Origin of the sequence: Microbacterium algihabitans (assembly GCF_032464975.1) — a bacterium.
Classification (GTDB): Bacteria; Actinomycetota; Actinomycetes; order Actinomycetales; family Microbacteriaceae; genus Microbacterium; species Microbacterium algihabitans.
This window is the reverse complement of record NZ_JAWDIU010000004.1, coordinates 159,733-176,297: the sequence shown is the minus strand read 5'-3', so window position 1 is coordinate 176,297 and position 16,565 is coordinate 159,733. Positions and strand designations below refer to the sequence as shown.

13 protein-coding genes are annotated in these 16,565 nt (G+C 72.8%); 8 read left to right on the top strand and 5 right to left on the bottom strand.

Annotated features, from left to right (window positions below):
* The 3 genes from mtnB to RWH43_RS12505 are packed head-to-tail and all read right to left on the bottom strand — an operon-like array spanning nucleotide 1 to nucleotide 2,500.
* On the bottom strand, nucleotides 1-633 hold the full coding sequence (gene mtnB, locus RWH43_RS12515) for a methylthioribulose 1-phosphate dehydratase (RefSeq protein ID WP_316001647.1): 633 nt from the start codon (nucleotides 631-633) through the stop codon (nucleotides 1-3).
* Nucleotides 630-1,331 carry an acireductone synthase gene (gene mtnC / locus RWH43_RS12510; protein WP_316001646.1) on the bottom strand — a complete coding sequence of 234 codons (702 nt, stop codon included), beginning with the start codon at nucleotides 1,329-1,331 and terminating at the stop codon, nucleotides 630-632. The genes mtnB and mtnC overlap by 4 nt, the downstream gene beginning before the upstream one ends.
* Complete coding sequence (locus RWH43_RS12505) at nucleotides 1,328-2,500, bottom strand: translation initiation factor eIF-2B alpha/beta/delta subunit family protein (RefSeq protein WP_144834491.1); 1,173 nt, start codon at nucleotides 2,498-2,500, stop codon at nucleotides 1,328-1,330. The genes mtnC and RWH43_RS12505 overlap by 4 nt, the downstream gene beginning before the upstream one ends.
* A 240-nt stretch (nucleotides 2,501-2,740) precedes the next feature.
* On the opposite strand from RWH43_RS12505, the gene ddaH reads away from it, so the two are divergent.
* Both ddaH and rocD read left to right on the top strand, forming a co-directional pair.
* Nucleotides 2,741-3,637, top strand: coding sequence for a dimethylargininase (ddaH, locus tag RWH43_RS12500; RefSeq protein ID WP_144834493.1), 897 nt, complete (start codon nucleotides 2,741-2,743; stop codon nucleotides 3,635-3,637).
* Complete coding sequence (rocD, locus tag RWH43_RS12495; protein WP_316001645.1) at nucleotides 3,634-4,851, top strand: ornithine--oxo-acid transaminase; 1,218 nt, start codon at nucleotides 3,634-3,636, stop codon at nucleotides 4,849-4,851. Before ddaH ends, rocD begins: the two co-directional genes overlap by 4 nt.
* A gap of 90 nt (nucleotides 4,852-4,941) precedes the next feature.
* On the opposite strand, the gene RWH43_RS12490 is transcribed toward rocD, so the two are convergent.
* A complete protein-coding gene (locus RWH43_RS12490; RefSeq protein ID WP_316001644.1) occupies nucleotides 4,942-6,486 on the bottom strand; it encodes a molybdopterin-dependent oxidoreductase in 1,545 nt (514 codons plus the stop codon).
* A gap of 260 nt (nucleotides 6,487-6,746) precedes the next feature.
* Between RWH43_RS12490 and RWH43_RS12485 the strand changes: the two genes are divergently transcribed.
* On the top strand, nucleotides 6,747-9,875 hold the full coding sequence (locus RWH43_RS12485) for a carbohydrate binding domain-containing protein (protein WP_316001643.1): 3,129 nt from the start codon (nucleotides 6,747-6,749) through the stop codon (nucleotides 9,873-9,875).
* Between the two features lie 62 nt (nucleotides 9,876-9,937).
* Here RWH43_RS12485 and RWH43_RS12480 read toward each other — a convergent pair whose 3' ends face one another.
* Nucleotides 9,938-10,882 (bottom strand): SDR family oxidoreductase, encoded by a 945-nt coding sequence (locus RWH43_RS12480; RefSeq protein WP_316001642.1) that lies wholly within the window; start codon nucleotides 10,880-10,882, stop codon nucleotides 9,938-9,940.
* A 167-nt stretch (nucleotides 10,883-11,049) separates the two neighbouring features.
* Here RWH43_RS12480 and RWH43_RS12475 point away from each other — a divergent pair, with 167 nt between their 5' ends.
* From RWH43_RS12475 to RWH43_RS12455, 5 genes are all read left to right on the top strand, one after another.
* Nucleotides 11,050-11,889: a helix-turn-helix transcriptional regulator gene (locus RWH43_RS12475; RefSeq protein WP_316001641.1), complete on the top strand. Its 840-nt coding sequence runs from the start codon at nucleotides 11,050-11,052 to the stop codon at nucleotides 11,887-11,889.
* Between the two features lie 202 nt (nucleotides 11,890-12,091).
* Nucleotides 12,092-13,147 carry an acyl-CoA dehydrogenase family protein gene (locus tag RWH43_RS12470; RefSeq protein WP_316001640.1) on the top strand — a complete coding sequence of 352 codons (1,056 nt, stop codon included), beginning with the start codon at nucleotides 12,092-12,094 and terminating at the stop codon, nucleotides 13,145-13,147.
* Entirely contained in the window at nucleotides 13,141-14,502 is a 1,362-nt protein-coding gene (locus tag RWH43_RS12465; protein WP_316001639.1) for a PIG-L family deacetylase, read from the top strand. Before RWH43_RS12470 ends, RWH43_RS12465 begins: the two co-directional genes overlap by 7 nt.
* Nucleotides 14,499-15,218: a glycosyltransferase family 2 protein gene (locus tag RWH43_RS12460; RefSeq protein ID WP_316001638.1), complete on the top strand. Its 720-nt coding sequence runs from the start codon at nucleotides 14,499-14,501 to the stop codon at nucleotides 15,216-15,218. The genes RWH43_RS12465 and RWH43_RS12460 overlap by 4 nt, the downstream gene beginning before the upstream one ends.
* A gap of 87 nt (nucleotides 15,219-15,305) precedes the next feature.
* Nucleotides 15,306-16,487 (top strand): zinc-dependent alcohol dehydrogenase, encoded by a 1,182-nt coding sequence (locus RWH43_RS12455; protein WP_144834504.1) that lies wholly within the window; start codon nucleotides 15,306-15,308, stop codon nucleotides 16,485-16,487.
* The last annotated feature ends 78 nt before the right edge of the window (nucleotides 16,488-16,565 follow it).

Genomic DNA, 16,565 nt, shown 5'->3' with positions numbered 1-16,565 from the left:
TCAGCGCGTGGCGACGGCGAAGCGCAGCAGCCACTCCGCGATCTCGAGGTGGCGGCGGGCCGCGGCGACGTCGACGCCCCAGGCGTACATGCCGTGGCTCGCGACGATGAGCGCGGGCACCTCGGGCACCTCGGCCGTCGAGGGCACGTAGACCTCGTCGAAGCGGGCGGCCTCGACCCGCATGTCCTGGTCGTTCGCGATCACCGGGACCGTGACGGTCTCGCCGTGCGCGAGGTGGCCGATGCCCTTGAGCATCTCCATGTCGCGGATCTCGACGCCCTCGGGCCAGCGGTGACCGGCGACCACGGCGTCGAACGCGTGCACGTGGAAGACCGCGCCCGCACCCGTGCGCGCGGCGATGTGGGCGTGCAGGCCCGCTTCCGCCGACGGCGGCCGGGTGTCGTCCGGGTCGAGCGCGTTGCCTGCCTCGTCGATGAGCACGACGTCGCGATCGGTGAGCTCCGACTTGTCGAGGCCCGAGGCGGTGACGGCGAGTACAAGCGGGTCGCGCTCGATGACGACCGAGAGGTTGCCCGAGGTGCCGCGCATCCAGCCGTACCCCGAGAAGCGCGAGGCCTCGGCCGCGAGGGCGGCTCCGGCCGCGCGCACCCGGTCGGGGTGCGGGAGCGTCATCGCGCGACCTCGAGCTCGTCGAACGAGGCGACCGTCTCGGTGCCGAAGGCGGATCCGGCCCAGGGCTCGCCGGCGCGGTCGAGGGCGACGACCTGCCACCCGGCGGCGCGCGCGGCGGTGACCTCGTCGGGGTGGTCGGTGAGGAAGAGCGCCCGCTCGGGGGCGACGCCCAGGGCAGCGGAGATGCGCTCGTACGAGGCCGCTTCCTTCTTGGGTCCGGCGCTGACGGTGTCGAAGAAGTCCTCGACCAGCACCGTCAGATCGCCCTGGGGCGCGTGGCGGAACCACGGCACCTGCGAGGCGATCGAGCCCGACGAGTACACGGCCAGGCGCACACCGTCTTCGTGCCAGGCGCGCAGGCGCGGGGGCACGTCGTCGAAGAACTGCGAGTGGATCTCGCCGGCGGCGAAGCCCTCGGCCCAGATGATGCCCTGCAGCGTCTTGAGCGGGGTGGATTTGACGTCGGATGCCATGAGTCCGCGCAGCGCTTCTGCGATCTCGGCGTCGGTGGCGTCGGCATCCAGCCCCGTCTCGACGATCGCGTCGGCCCGCGCCGCGCGCACGGTATCGTCGTCGCGGCCCAGCACCTCGTCGAGGCGGGGGCGCGCGTAGTCGTAGAGGTCGCCGAGGATGAAGCCGGCAGCACTGGTGGTGCCCTCGATGTCGAGCACGACGACGTCGGCGGAGATGCGGGTCATTCGGGGGCCTCTTCGGTGGGGGTGATCGGAACGGGGTGGAAGGCGATCGTGTCGGGCTGCACGGTCGCGGCGACGGGTGCGGGCTCGTCGAGGGCGCGGCGGCGCACGACCGCCGGAGTCGGCGCGGGCGCGTCGGCGTCGACGCTGAAGTGGTCGCCGACGCGAGCCGGCTCGAAGGTGCCGCGGCTGGTGGCGATGCGGGTCACGAGGCGCGGGGGAGTGACGTCGAACGCGGGGTACCAGGCATCGGTCACGAGGGGGCTCGCCGTGCGCTGACCGAGCACCTCGAGCACCTCGCGCGGATCGCGGTCTTCGATGACGATGTCGGCGCCGGTCGGAGCACCGGGATCGGGTGCCTCGACCATCGCGAAGTAGGGGACGCCGAACGCCGCCGCCGCGGCGGCGTGGGCGAGGGTGCCGACCTTGTTGACCACCGAGCCGTCGAGGGCGACGCGGTCGGCGGCGGTGACGACCGCGTCGATCGGACCCGAGCCGACACCCCGCGGAGAGGCGAGGGCGGCCGCGGCCATGCCGTCGGTGATGAGCGTCACCTTCTGGTCCAGCTCGCGCAGCGAGTGCGCCGTCAATCGGGCGCCCTGGAGGTAGGGACGGGTCTCGGTGGCGATCCACTCGATCTCGCGTCCCGCCTCACGGGCGGCGGCGACGAGTCCGAACAGGTAGGCGTCGGCCCAGCAGTGGGTGAGGATGCGCGGCGACTCCGGCAGCAGCGACAGCGTCGCGCGGCCCAGGCGCAGGCTCGCCTCGCGGTAGTCGCGGTCGACGGCGGCGGCGGTGTCGACGGTGGCGGCGACCAGGGCGGCGGTGTCGTCGGTATCGCGCCCCGCGGCGAGGATGCGGGCCACGGCGTCGCGCGGGTGGGCGTTGGTCGGTCGGGCCGTCGCGAGCGCCCGACCCGCGCGGCCGAGAGCGGTGCGGGCCTCGCCCACCGGCAGCTCGCGCGCCTGCAGGGCGGCCAGGGCCATGCCCGCGGTCGCGGCGTACAGCGGACCCGAGCTCTGGGTCACCATGTCGCGGATCGCAGTGGCGACCTCGTCGGGCGTCGCGGCATCCACCCACTCCACCCGGGAGGGGAAGACGCGCCGATCGAGGATGCGGACGACCCCCGCGGCCTCGTCGAGGACGACGGAATGTTCGAGGGTGGCAGACATCGCCGCCATCCTCCCACGGGGCGGTGCGGCGCATGCGGTGCATGACGCCGTGCGACGGCCGCCGGGCCGAGCCGCCGCGTCGCTCGCGCCCCTCCGCGCGCGCGTGCGAGAATGACACCGGCGTGCTCGGACCGACCTTTCCCCGCACGGCGCCTCATGAAGCTGGTGAGCGCCGCCGGGTTCGAAGGGCCACCGAGCCCCAGGACAGCGTCCGCCGCACCTTTCCTCCGAGGAGCAGAGATGTCCGCTACCCCCACCGCCACGCCCACATCGAACGTGGCCTCCGCGACGGCGACCGAGCGGGTGCAGCAGCACCGCCGGTACCTCATGTGCCGCCCCTCGCACTTCACGGTGAGCTACAGCATCAACCCGTGGATGGAGCCCTCGCGGCCCACCGACACCGACCTCGCGGTGAAGCAGTGGCAGGCGCTCTACGACACCTACGTCGCGCTCGGCCACGAGATCGAGCTCATCGACCCGCTCGAGGGCCTGCCCGACATGGTCTACACGGCCAACGGCGGCTTCGTGATCGACGGCATCGCGTACGGCCCGAAGTTCCGCTTCCGCGAGCGCGCCGCCGAGGCGCCCGCGTTCATCGACTGGTTCGCGGCGAACGGCTTTGAGGTCGCCGAGCCCGTCGAGGTCAACGAGGGCGAGGGCGACTTCCTGCTCGTGGGCGACACGATCCTCGCCGGCACGGGCTTCCGCTCGACCGGAGACAGCCACCGCGAGGTCGGCGAGGTGTTCTCGCGCGAGGTCGTGTCGCTGACGCTGACCGACCCGCGGTTCTACCACCTCGACACCGCGATCTCGGTGCTCGACCCCGTCGAAGGCCCCGGTGGAGTGGAGAAGGCCAACATCGCGTACCTCCCCACCGCGTTCGACGAGAAGAGCCAGGCGATCCTGCGCGAGCGCTACCCCGATGCCATCCGGGTGTCGGATGCCGATGGCGCGGTCTTCGGCCTCAACTCGGCCAGCGACGGCAAGAACGTCATCATCTCGCCGCGCGCCGTCGGCTTCGAGGCGCAGCTGCGCGAGCGCGGCTACACCCCCGTCATGGTCGACCTCTCCGAGCTGCTGCTCGGCGGCGGCGGCATCAAGTGCTGCACGCTCGAACTGCGAGGCGGATCGCGATGAGCACCACCGTCGACGACCTCGGCGCACGTCTCATCGCCGAAGAGGGCGCGCACCTCGCCCACAACTACCACCCGCTGCCGGTCGTCGTCTCGCGCGCCGAGGGCGTGTGGGTCACCGACGTCGAGGGCAAGCGCTACCTCGACCTGCTCTCGGCCTACTCCGCGCTGAACTTCGGACACGGTCACCCCGCGATCCTGGCCGCCGCGCGCGAGCAGCTCGAACGCCTCACGCTCACCAGCCGCGCGTACCACAACGACCGTCTCGGTCCCTTCGCCACGGCGCTCGCGCAGCTCTGCGGCAAAGACACCGTGCTGCCGATGAACACCGGTGCCGAGGCCGTCGAGACCGGCATCAAGGTCGCGCGCGCCTGGGGCTACCGCACCAAGGGCATCACCCCCGATGCCGCGACGATCATCGTCGCGAACGGCAACTTCCACGGCCGCACCACCACGATCGTCGGCTTCAGCGACGACCCCACGGCGCACGACGACTTCGGTCCGTACGCGCCGGGCTTCGTGCACGTGCCATACGGAGACGCGGATGCCATCGCCGCGGCGATCGACGAGAACACCGCCGCGGTGCTGATCGAGCCCATCCAGGGCGAAGCGGGCGTCGTGATCCCGCCCGAGGGGTTCCTGCAGCGCGTGCGTGAGATCTGCACCGAGAACAACGTGCTGTTCATCGCCGACGAGATCCAGTCGGGTCTCGGACGCGTGGGCGAGACCTTCGCGTGCGACCGCGAGGGCGTCGTGCCCGACGTGTACCTGCTCGGCAAGGCGCTCGGCGGCGGCATCCTGCCCGTGTCGGCCGTCGTCGCGAACGACGACGTGCTCGGCGTCATCCACGCGGGCGAGCACGGCTCGACCTTCGGCGGAAACCCGCTGGCAGCGGCCGTGGGTCTGCGGGTCGTCGAGATGCTGGTATCCGGAGAGTTCCAGACCCGCGCGAAGGCGCTGGGCGCCCATCTCGAGGCGTCTCTGCAGACGCTCATCGGCCACGGTGTCACCGCTGTGCGCATCGCAGGCCTGTGGGCCGGGGTCGACATCGACCCGTCGTACGGCACCGGGCGCGAGGTCGCCGAGAAGCTGCTGGCCCGCGGCGTGCTCGTGAAGGACACGCACGGTCAGACGATCCGCATCGCTCCGCCGCTGACGATCCGTGCGACCGAGCTCGACTGGGCTGTCGAGCAGATCCGGCACGTGCTCGCGGCCTGAGCGCGCTTTCCCCGCGTGAGGGGTCGTTTCCTGTCGCCTCCGGACGCCGCACGCGACCGAAGATGACCCCTCACGCGACCGGGGGCCGGGTCAGGCCACCGACACCGTGCGCTGGTCCCAGCCGGTCGCGCCGTCGGGAGCGGGCGCGGCCGTGTCGGAGGTCTGGGTTTCGCCGGTGGCCGACACCGCGCGGCACCGGATGACGTGCGAGCCGCTCGCGGCGTTCCACGGCAGGCTCCACTGCACCCACGTGTCGGCCGAGATCGCGGTCGCCAGCGTCGCCTTCTGCCAGGGGCCGTCGTCGACCTGCACCTCGACGCCCGAGACGCCGACGTGGGTCTGCCAGGCGACACCGGCGATGACGGTCTCGCCCGCCGCGACCTGCGCGCCCGAGCGCGGCACGTCGATGCGCGACTGCAGCTTCACGGGTCCCCGCTCCGACCAGCCGCGCGAGGTCCAATACCCCTCGGCGCGGTCGAAGCGGGTGACCTCGAGCTCGCTCACCCATTTCGTCGCCGACACGTAGCCGTACATGCCCGGCACCACGAGGCGCACCGGGAAGCCGTGCTCGATCGGCAGCGGTTCGCCGTTCATGCCGATCGCGAGCAACGCGTCGCGGTCGTCGGTGAGGGCTTCGAGAGGGCTGGATGCCGTGAACCCGTCGACCGATCGCGAGAGCACCATGTCGGCCTCGGCCGTCGGCTTCGCTCGCGCGAGGATGTCGCGGATCGGAACGCCGAGCCAGCGCGCGGTGCCGATGAGCGACCCGCCCACCTCGTTGGAGACGCACACGAGGGTCGCGACGGTCTCCTTCTGCGGGAGGGCGATCAGGTCGTCCCACCGCAGCACGACCTCCTGTTCGACGAGGCCGTGCACGCGCAGGGCCCAGGTGGCGGGGTCGACCTGGGGCACGATCAGCGCGGTGTCGATGCGGTAGAAGTCGGCTGAGGGCGTGACGACGGGTGCGAGCCCGTCGATCCCGAGGTCGGCCGCGGCGGGGACGGTCGTCGTCGTGGCGGGCGACGGCAGGCGCAGCGCGGCCCGCACCGCGCTGACGGCCCGGGCGCCCCCGCTCAACGCGAACGACCCGGCGGTGGCCATCACTCCGGCCAGCACCGCTACGCCGGAGAGGGCGAGAACGCCGCGGCGGGTGACGCCGTCGTCGTCACCGGATGCCGCAGACGCGCGCCCGCGACGCAGCCGGGCGATCAGCACACCGGCCACCAGGGCGGCGGCCGCCCCGGCGATCAGCGACGGCACGGGGGAGAGGGTGCCGGCATCCGCCCGCGTGAACGACACGATCGCCCCGACGACGCCGACGGCGACGAGCGCGACCCGACCCCACGGGGCCTTGCGCCGCTCGAGGACGCCCGCGGCGCCGGCGACGACGAGCAGCAGCACCGCGATGCCCACCAGCAGGGCGGCCTTGTCGCCCGTGCCGAAGAGGTCGATGGCCAGGTCTTTCGCCCACGCGGGGGCGAGGTCGATCATGCCGCCGCCGATGACGGCGAACGGGCTCGCGGTGGGCGCGACGATCGCCGCGGCGAGCTCTCCGAGGCCGGCGCCGAGCACGGTGGCCGCGATCGACGCGACGATCGCCGGCAGGTCGCGGCGGCGGGAAGATGCGGGGGTCACGCACGGAGCCTATGGAGCGCCGGACGCGATGGCTCCGGGCGCGCGGGATTCACAGCCAACCGGAATCACCCCGGGTGAGGGGGCTGGGTCTCGCGGGTGAATAGGCCTGCCGTTCGTTGACTCGCCCCACAGCGGGTTCTTACCGTCTTGGGAGCGCTCTCACGGGCGCCCCGCGAGCCCGACTCGCGGACCGCCACCCCCGATCGATGAGGACGAGGATGACCGTTACACCCAGACCCCTATGGAGCCGCGGATTCGCCGTGGCCGCCCTGACGGGCTTCGTCGCGACAGGGCTCGCGCCCACCGCGGCGCAGGCCGACGACGACACCGTCGACACGCTGTACTCCTTCGAGGACGGCACCTCCGACCACGTCCAGTGGGGCGCCGCCGGTGCGGGAGTGGAGCGCCTGGCCGACTCCGGCCTCGCCTCGTTCTCGAGCGCACCGAACGCCGCTGTGCTGTCGTACGGCTTCGATCTCGGGCTCGACCCGCACTACGGCGGGATCGGCTTCGAGTACACCGGCTCCCGCCCCGCGCAGAACTGGAGCGCCTCCGACGGCGTGCAGTTCTGGTTGCACAGCGACGGCAGCGGCTCGTCGATCCAGGTCGAGATCGTCGACGCGACCTCGGCGACAGCCACCGTCGGCGACCGTTGGGACACCGTCGTCCCGCTCGGCAGCGCGGGATGGCACCTGGTGCGCATCCCGTTCTCGCAGTTCTCGTATGCGACCGACCACCAGGACGCCGGAGCGCCGAACGACGGCACCCTCGACCTCTCGTTCGTGCGCGGTCTGCTGTTCCCTGCGAACAGCGGAGCGGCCACGGTCAAGCTCGACGAGATCGGTCTCTACACCGGCGCTTCCGACCCGACCGACCCGACCGACCCGACCGACCCCGACGAGGGCGGCACCGCGCCGACCGGACGGGTGATCGAGGACTTCGAGTCCGACCTGCGCCGCGGCGACCCCTCGGCCGTGCCCGCCCTCGGATGGTTCACCGCGCAGGGTGCGGGCAACGTCCCCACCTTCGACCGGGTGGCGGACGCCGAGCGCCCCTCCGCCGCCGCCGACAACGACGTGCTCGACGTGGGCTTCGACACCCGGTCGTGGGCGGTTCTCGTCGACGCCTTCACCCCCGACGGACAGACGTGGGTGCCGCAGGACTGGAGCGCCTTCACCGGCGTCGGGTTCTGGATGAAAGGCACCGGTTCGGGAGCGCCCCTGTTCTTCGACCTGATCGACAACCGCAACCCCGACTCGACCGTCGACGACGCCGAGCGTTTCTCGACCCGGTTCGTCGACGACGTGGCGGGCTGGCGGTTCATCGAACTGCCGTTCGCCGACTTCACCCGCAAGAACATCGGCAACGGCGCCCCCGACGACGGGCTCACCCTGACCGACGTGCACGGCTTCGGCATCGGCGTCGAGCAGTCGTCGCCGGTCGTCGCCCCCGACCTCCGTTTCGACGACGTCACTCTCTTCGGCACGGCCGACCCGAACCGACCGATCGCGGTGAACCCGGCGCGCGCCGTCTTCACGGTCGAGGAGGGCGCCGACGCGCAGGTCGGCGTGCGACTCTCGCGCACGAGCGACACCGATGTGACGGTGAGCTGGCGCACCGAGGCCGCGACCGAGCGCACCTCGACCGAGGACCTGCCCGCCACCCCCGACCGCGACTACGTGTCGGGGTCGGGTACCGTGACCATCCCCGCGGGCTCGCGGGAGGCGACGATCACGGTCCCCACGATCGACGACGGCAAGGACGAGGTCGACGAGACCTTCCTCGTGCGCTTCTCGGATGCCGTGGACGCGCAGCTCGGCACGGTTCCGGTGGCCCGCGTCAGCATCACCGACAACGACGCCCCCGTCGACGGGTTGATCGACGACTTCGAGAACGGCACCACCGGCCTGGACGGTCTCGGCGAAGCGGGACTCGCGACGCGCGAGATCGCGGCATCCGCCCCCGACGCCTACCCGGGTCAGGACTCCTTCGAGAACGTCCTCGACGTGACCGGCGCGGGCGGCTACGCCCACCGCTTCGCCCAGCCCCAGGACTGGAGCGCGAAGAACGGACTGGGCTTCTGGTACGACGGTCGCGGTGACGGCAGCCGGGTGACGGTGGGCCTCGACGACGGTGCCGGAGCGGGCGCCGCCGCGCAGGGCTCCCCCGAGGACTGGGTGCTGCAGTGGTCGGACGAGTTCGACGGCGCGGCCGGGACTCCCGCCGACCCCCGCTACTGGACCTATGAGACCGGCGGATGGGGCTGGGGCAACGACGAGCTGCAGTACTACACCGACTCGACCGAGAACGCCGCCCACGACGGGAACGGCAACATGGTCATCACGACCAGGGCCGTCGACGACCCGGCCGCATCGGGCCTGTCGTGCTGGTACGGACCGTGCAAGTACACGTCGGCGCGACTGATCACCGAGGACAAGTACACCTTCCAGCACGGCCGCGTCGAGGTGCGCGCCAAGATGCCCGACGGCGAGGCGGGGATCTGGCCCGCGATCTGGTCTCTCGGCGACGACTTCCGCGAGGTCGGATGGCCCCAGACGGGCGAGATCGACATCATGGAGTACGTCGGCAAGCTCCCCACCGAGATCTTCGGCACCATCCACGGCCCGGGCTACTCCGGTGGTCAGTCGTTCGGCGGTACCCACGACTTCGGCACCGACCTCAGCAACCAGTGGCTGACGTTCTCGGTCGAGTGGGAACAAGGGCAGATCCGCTGGTACGTGCAGCGCGACGGCGGCGAGCGGATCCTCTTCCACACCGCGACGCCCCAGGACGTCGCCCCGAACGAGTGGGTGTACGAGCACCCGTTCTTCCTCCTCATGAACATGGCGGTCGGGGGCAACTTCGGCGGGGCACTGTCGAGCGACCTCACCTTCCCGCAGGAGCTCGCGGTGGACTACATCCGCGTGTACCAGGCTCCCGATGCCGCTGAGCGTTTCGAGACGACGTTCGTCGACGACCAGGCGGGGTGGCGCTGGGTCGAGCTGCCCTTCGCCGGCTTCTCCCGTGCGGGCGAGCAACCCGAGGGGGCGGCCGACGACGGTCTCGGTCTGACGGCGGTGACGGGGTACCAGGTCGAGGTCGCGGGCACGGCATCCACCGGTCCCGTGTCGATCGACCGCGTGCGTCTGTTGAACGCCATCTCGGCGACGGGCGGCTCGGGCACGACGACGGCCGCCGAAACGACCACGCCGACCGCCGTCCGGGCGAGCACCGTCACGGCCTCCGCGGCAGCGGTGGGGACGGCAGCGCCCGCGGCCCTTGCTTCGACGGGGGCGGAGAGCCCGCTCGGTGGCCTGGCCGTCGCTGCGGCCCTGCTCGGGGTCGGGGTCTTCGCCGGGCACCGCGTCAGACGGCGCCGCCTCGGCTGAGGGTCACCGTCAGAGCCGACTCCGGAGCGCCGCGGCATCCGGAGTCGGCTCTTGCGCGCGGGTCAGGTCCAGGCGTCGGCGACGCCCGCGAGGGGGAGGGAGGCGTCCCAGACGCGATCGGTCTCGGCGAGATCGCGCAGCGGCCGGTACAGGGGGTGGGTCCCCGGGGCGCCGCCCAGGTTGCCGAGGCCGGTGGGGCCATAGAGCACGTCGCTGCGCGGTGAGGCGGTCGTCGCCGCGGCCAGGGCGGGGAGCGCGGCGGTCTCGACCGTGCCGAGCAGCAGTCCACGCGCCGAGAGCCAGCGCACCACGCGCACCCCGACGGTGTCTTCGTCGCGTCCGAGCTCGGGGCGGGCGGCGAGCAGGTTGGTCGGGGCGACGCCGGGGTGCGAGACGACGCTGCGCACGCCCCATCCCTCGCGCCTCGACCGCTCGTCGAGCGCGCGGGCGAACAGTCCGAGCGCGATCTTCGAGCGGCCGTAGGCGCGCGCACCGTCGTACGAGCGCTCGCTGTCGAGGTCGTCGAAGGAGAGGCGACCCGTGCGCGCCGCGACGCTCACCTGCGACACGATGCGCGCGTTCCCGGCCCGCAGCAACGGCCAGAGGTGCCCGACGAGAGCGACGTGAGCGAGGTGGTTCGTGCCGAACTGCAGCTCGTGGCCGTCGGCCGTGACCTGGCGCGAGGGCGGGGTCATCACCCCGGCGTTGTTGACCAGCAGGTGCACCGGCGCCCCCTCTGCCCGAAGGGCCTCACCGAAGGCGGAGACGGATGCCAGTGACGACAGGTCGAGATCGTGCACCGCGACCCGCGCGGAGGGGGTCTTCTCGCGCAGCCGCGCGACGACGCCCTCGCCCTTGGCGCGGTTGCGCACGGGCAGCACGAGCTCGGCGCCGGCGTCGACGAGGCGCTCCGCCATCACCACGCCCATGCCGTCGCTTCCGCCGGTGAGCACGACGCGACGGCCGGTGAGGTCGGGGAGGGTGATGTCGATGTCGCTGCGGGCCATGTCGGTCTCCTTGGTCGGTGTATCCCCAGCGTCGCGCGATCGACGCCGCCGTGACAGGGCCTGGCGATCCGAGGCTGCCCGGGGCACGGCATCCGCTCAAAGGGGGGATCGACGCGTCCTGGCACCGCCCGGGAGCGCCGGGTAGACAGGAGGCCGAGGGGGACACCGTGATCGATCGAGTCGCACTGGCGCATTTCCTGCGCACCCGCCGTGAGGCACTGCAGCCCGAAGACGTGGGGCTGCCGCGCGGCGCGCGTCGGCGCACCCGGGGCCTGCGCCGCGAGGAGGCGGCCGCGCTCAGCCACATGTCGGTCGACTACTACGCCCGGCTGGAGCGCGAGCGCGGACCACAGCCGTCGGAGCAGATGCTGGCCTCCATCGCCCAGGGCCTGCACCTCTCGCGCGCCGAACGCGACCACCTGTTCCGCCTCGTGGGGCACGTACCCGCCGATCGCGGCACCGGAGGTGAGCACATCAGTCCCGGGCTGCTGCGCGTGCTCGACCGCCTCGACGACACCCCGGCAGAGGTCGTCACCGAACTCGGCGAGACGCTGCGGCAGTCCCGCCTGGGCGTGGCGCTGACCGGCGACGCCTCCCTGCGCCGCGGCGCGCACCGCAGCCTCGGCTACCGATGGTTCGCCGACCCGGCCTCGCGTGCGGTGTACGACCCGCGCGACCACGCGTTTCTCAGCCGGCTGTTCGCCGCGGGGCTCCGCGAGCTCGTCGGGCGCCGCGGGCCGCAGTCGCACGCGGCCGACCTCGCCGACGACCTGCGCGGGCGCAGTGCCGAGTTCCGCGACCTCTGGGACCGGCACGAGGTGGGCCTGCGCCCCGTCGAGACCAAGCGTTTCGTGCACCCGAGCGTGGGCACGATCGAGGTGCACTGCCAGACCCTCGTCGATCCCGAGACGGCGCATTCGCTGCTCGTCTACACCGCGGCCCCGGGCACCGAGAGCGCCGAGAAGCTGCGGCTGCTGGCGGTGCTCGGGCCGTCGGTGCCGGCGTGAGGGGCGGCTCGGGCGCGGTGGGGCGCTGAGACGGCATCCCGCTGACGAGTCGGCTGCAGCTCGACACCGTTTCGTCAGCGAGATGCAGCCTCGGCGCCCTCGCCGTTCCACGTCCCCGCGGGCCGGGCGCGAACACATCGGACGAACGCGGCACGTGTCAAGCATCTAGGTGCCGCACGGTGGCTCGGCGGATGCTCGGGAGGTGACCGACGGTTCCCCCCTCCCGTTCCCCCTGCTCTTCTCCTCCGACTCTCTCGACGAAGCCGCGCTCGACGGCGTCCGCGAGGTGCTGCGCGCGGCGGATGCCACGCACGCGCTCGGCCGCGACATCACGGCGACGATGGAATGGGCGAGCGGAGTCCGCCTGCCGTCGACGCTCGCCGCCCGGTGGGAGCTGCTCGCCTCGGTCGCGGCGCGCGATGTGGCGGCCGCCCGCGTGCTCGAGCCGCACCTCGACGCGCTGTCGATCCTCGACGAAGCGGCATCCGCCGGTCTCGAGATCGCCGTGGATCCGGATGCCACGTGGGGGGTCTTCGCCGCGGAAGGCGCGGGCATGCGCCTCGAGGCCCGGAACGACGGCGGCGCGTGGACGTTGCACGGCACGAAGCCGTGGTGCTCGCTGGCCGCCCACCTCTCGCACGCCCTCGTCACGGCCTGGGTCGACGACGACCGCCGACAGCTCTTCGCCCTCGACCTGCGCGACCCCGCGGTCACCGCGCGGCCCGGGCCCTGGCATGCCCGCGGGCTCGCGCAGGTCGTCAGTGCGCCGATCGACGTCGACGGCGCCGTCGCGCTGCCCGTCGGCGACCCCGGGTGGTACCTGCGGCGCCCCGGCTTCGCGCACGGCGGCGTCGGCGTCGCCGCGTGCTGGTGGGGCGGGGCCGTTCCGCTGCGCACGGCGCTGCGCGACGCCGCGCGGTCGGAGAGGGCGGATCAGGTGGCGGCGATGCACCTCGGCCGCGCCCACGTCGCGCTGTGGGCGGCGCGGGCCGCCCTCGTCGAGACGGCGGACGTCTTCGCGGCGGGAGACGCGGCCGGCCAGGGCCTGCGCGCAGCCCGCGCGCGCACCGTCGTGGCCGACGCGGTCGAGACGGTCATCGCGAGCTCCGCGCACGCCCTGGGCCCGCTGCCGCTGACCGCCGACGAGTCCCACGCGCGGCGCGTGGCCGACCTGCAGGTGTACGTGCGGCAGCATCACGCGGAGCGCGACCTCGCCCGCATCGGGGCCGACGTCGCGGCGGGAGACGGCGCATGGTGAGCTTCGACCACCGCGACCCGGGCACCGACGAGTCGATCTGGGCGGCCGCGCTCGCCGCCCGCGACCTGGTGACGCTCGACCTCGACGTCGACCGGGTGATCGTCGTGGCCGCGCACCCCGACGACGAGAGCCTCGGAGCCGCCGGTCTGCTCGCGAGCGCGACGGCCCGCGGCATCCGCGTCGAGATCGTGATCGTGACCGACGGCGAGGGCTCGCACCCCGACTCGCCGACCCACAGCCCCGCCACCCTCGCTCTCGTGCGCAGGCGCGAGGTCGCCGTGGCGGTCGAGGCGGTGGGGGTCGCGGGCGTGCCGCGGTTCCTCGACCTGCCCGACGGGGGCACCGACGCGCACCGCGACGACATCGCCGCGGCGCTGCACGAGGTGCTCGACCGCGCCGGCGACGACCGCGTGCTGGTGCTGTCGTCCTGGCGCGGAGACGGCCACCGCGACCACCGGGTCGTGGGCGAGATCGTCGAAGAGGTCTGCGCGCAGCGGGGCGTGCGTTCGCGCGCGTTCCCGATCTGGCTGTGGCACTGGGGGAGTCCCGACGACGTGCCCTGGGCCCGCGCGGAGCGCCTGGCCCTCGACGACGCGGCCCGGGATGCCAAGGCCCGCGCCCTGCGCGCGCACGAGAGCCAGCTGTCGGCCCTGTCGGCCGCGCCCGGCGACGAACCGATGATCCACGCGCGCATGCACGCCCACTTCACCCGCGACGAAGAGGTCTTCTTCGCCCCGGAACCCGCCGCCGCGAGCGTCGGCCCCGAGTACTTCGACGGCATGTACGCCCGCCACGACGACCCCTGGGGCTTCGACTCGCGCTGGTACGAGCAGCGCAAGCGGGCGGTGCTGCTCGCGGCCCTGCCCCGGCGGCGGTACCGCGCGGTGTTCGAGGCGGGGTGCTCGACCGGCGCGCTGACGGGGGAGCTCGCCGACCGCGGTGACCGGGTGCTGGCCGTCGACCTGTCGCCAGCGGCTCTGGAGCGGGCAGCGCGCCGACTCGAGGGGCGGGCGAACGTCGAGCTGCGCGTCGCCTCGCTCCCCGCCGACTGGCCCGACGGGGTGTTCGACCTCGTCGTCCTGTCGGAGGTGGCCTACTACTGGAACGACGCCGACCTCGCGGCCGGACTGACCGCGGCGGCGTCGGCGCTCGAGCCCCAGGGCCATCTGGTCGCCTGCCACTGGCGGCATCCGGTCGCCGAGTACCCGCGCTCCGGTGACAGCGTGCACGCCGCGCTCGCCGCGGTGCCGACCCTCGTGCGCCTCGTGCGACACGAGGAAGACGACTTCGTGCTCGAGGTCTACGGCCGCTCCGGGGCCCGGTCGGTGGCCGTCGAGGCGGGACTCGTGCCGTGAGGGCCGTTGTGGTCGCGATCCCCGCGCACGACGAGGAGGCGCTGATCGGGCGGTGTCTCGCGACGGTCACCCGCGCCGTCGCCCATGCCCGCGAGCGTGAGCCCGATCTCGACGCGCGGATCGTCGTCGTGCTCGACGCGTGCACCGACACCACCGCGATGCAGGTGCGCCGGTGGCCGGTCGAGGCGGTCGAGATCTCGTCGCGAGTGGTCGGTACGGCCCGCCGCGTCGGAGTGGCCCACGGTCTCGCCGCGCTCGACGCGGATCCCGAACGCACGTGGATCGCGATGACGGATGCCGACTCCACGGTGCCCCGCGAGTGGCTCACCCATCAGCTCGACCTCATGGACGCCGGTATCGACGTCGTGCTGGGTACGGTGCGCCCCGACTTCGCCGACCTCAGCGATCGCCACGCGGCGTACTGGCGTGCCACCCACCCGCGCGGTCGCCCGGCGGGGAACGTCCACGGCGCGAACCTCGGCATCCGGGCCCGCACGTACCTCGAGGTCGGCGGCATCCGGGATCTCGCCCTGCACGAGGACGTCGCCCTCGTCGACGCCGCACGGGCGATCGGCGCGCGGGTGCGGGCGAGCGACGAGCACGAGGTCGAGACCTCGGGGCGCTTCACCGGACGCACGCCCGCCGGATATGCCGCGTTCCTGCGCCGCGTGCACGCGTGGATCGACGCGCCCCCGCTCGCCGCCGAGGGCGCCTAGGGCTGCGCGCCGGGCTCGTCAACCACCTCACGCCCGTCGGCGCCGCACGCGCAGACTGGCTGTTCCCCCGCAACGAAAGGCACGACCATGAAGGCACTGACCTGGCAGGGCAAGCGCAACGTGAGCGTCGAGGAGGTCCCCGACCCGCAGATCCTCGAACCGACGGACGCGATCGTGAAGATCACCTCGACGGCGATCTGCGGCTCCGACCTGCACCTGTACGAACTGTTCGGGCCCTTCATCGATAAGGGCGACGTTCTCGGACACGAGCCGATGGGCGTCGTGGTCGAGGTCGGCTCGGCCGTAACGAACCTCGCCGTCGGCGACCGCATCGTCGTGCCCTTCAACATCTCGTGCGGGCACTGCTTCATGTGCCGCCGCGGCCTGCAGTCGCAGTGCGAGACGACGCAGGTGCGCGAGTACGGCAGCGGCGCCGCCCTGTTCGGCTACACCAAGCTCTACGGCCAGGTGCCGGGCGGCCAGGCCGAGTACCTGCGCGTGCCGCTCGCCGACTACAACCACATCCGCGTCGGCGACGACCTGCCCGACGACCGCTACCTCTTCCTCAGCGACATCGTGCCCACCGCCTGGCAGGGCGTGCAGTACGCCAACGTGCCCGAGGGCGGAACGCTCGCCGTGATGGGCCTCGGCCCGGTCGGCCAATTCGCGGCCCGCATCGGTGTGCACCTCGGCTACCGCGTGCTCGCGATCGAGCCCGAAGCCGAGCGTCGCGCCATGGCCGAGCGGCACGGCGTGCTCACGTACGACCTCACCGACACGGTGGTCGACGAGCTCCTCGACCTCACGGAGGGTCGTGGGGCGGATGCCGTGGTCGACGCCGTCGGCATGGAGGCGCACGGAAACGGCGGGATCAAGTTGGCGCAGAGCGCCGTGGGCCTTCTGCCCGACCCGATCGCGCAGAAGCTCATGGACAAGGCCGGACTCGACCGCCTCGCCGCCGTCTACGCCTCGATCGACCTCGTGCGCCGCGGCGGCACCGTCTCGCTGAGCGGCGTCTACGCGGGTGAAGCCGACGTGCTGCCCATGAAGACGATGTTCGACAAGCAGCTGAACCTGCGCATGGGCCAGTGCAACGTCAAGCGCTGGATCGACGACCTGCTGCCCCTCGTCGAAGACCCCGCCGATCCGCTCGGGGTCATGGACCTGGTCACGCACCACGCCCCGCTGGAAGATGCGCCCGGCCTGTACGAGACGTTCCAGAAGAAGGAAGACGGCTGCATCAAGGTCGTGCTGCGCCCCGGCGCCTGACGGGTGCCGCCCCGGCGGGCGGCGCCGTCGTGCGGAGTCCAGCGGCGACACGCCGGGGGTCGGGCGGCCGGCCCCGGT

Coding starts and splice junctions, on each gene's coding strand:
- mtnB (WP_316001647.1), bottom strand. CDS start 633: ATGACGCTCCCGCACCCCGACCGGGTGCGCGCGGCCGGAGCCGCCCTC.
- ddaH (WP_144834493.1), top strand. CDS start 2,741: ATGTCCGCTACCCCCACCGCCACGCCCACATCGAACGTGGCCTCCGCG.
- RWH43_RS12505 (WP_144834491.1), bottom strand. CDS start 2,500: ATGTCTGCCACCCTCGAACATTCCGTCGTCCTCGACGAGGCCGCGGGG.
- RWH43_RS12465 (WP_316001639.1), top strand. CDS start 13,141: ATGGTGAGCTTCGACCACCGCGACCCGGGCACCGACGAGTCGATCTGG.
- mtnC (WP_316001646.1), bottom strand. CDS start 1,331: ATGACCCGCATCTCCGCCGACGTCGTCGTGCTCGACATCGAGGGCACC.
- RWH43_RS12480 (WP_316001642.1), bottom strand. CDS start 10,882: ATGGCCCGCAGCGACATCGACATCACCCTCCCCGACCTCACCGGCCGT.
- rocD (WP_316001645.1), top strand. CDS start 3,634: ATGAGCACCACCGTCGACGACCTCGGCGCACGTCTCATCGCCGAAGAG.
- RWH43_RS12455 (WP_144834504.1), top strand. CDS start 15,306: ATGAAGGCACTGACCTGGCAGGGCAAGCGCAACGTGAGCGTCGAGGAG.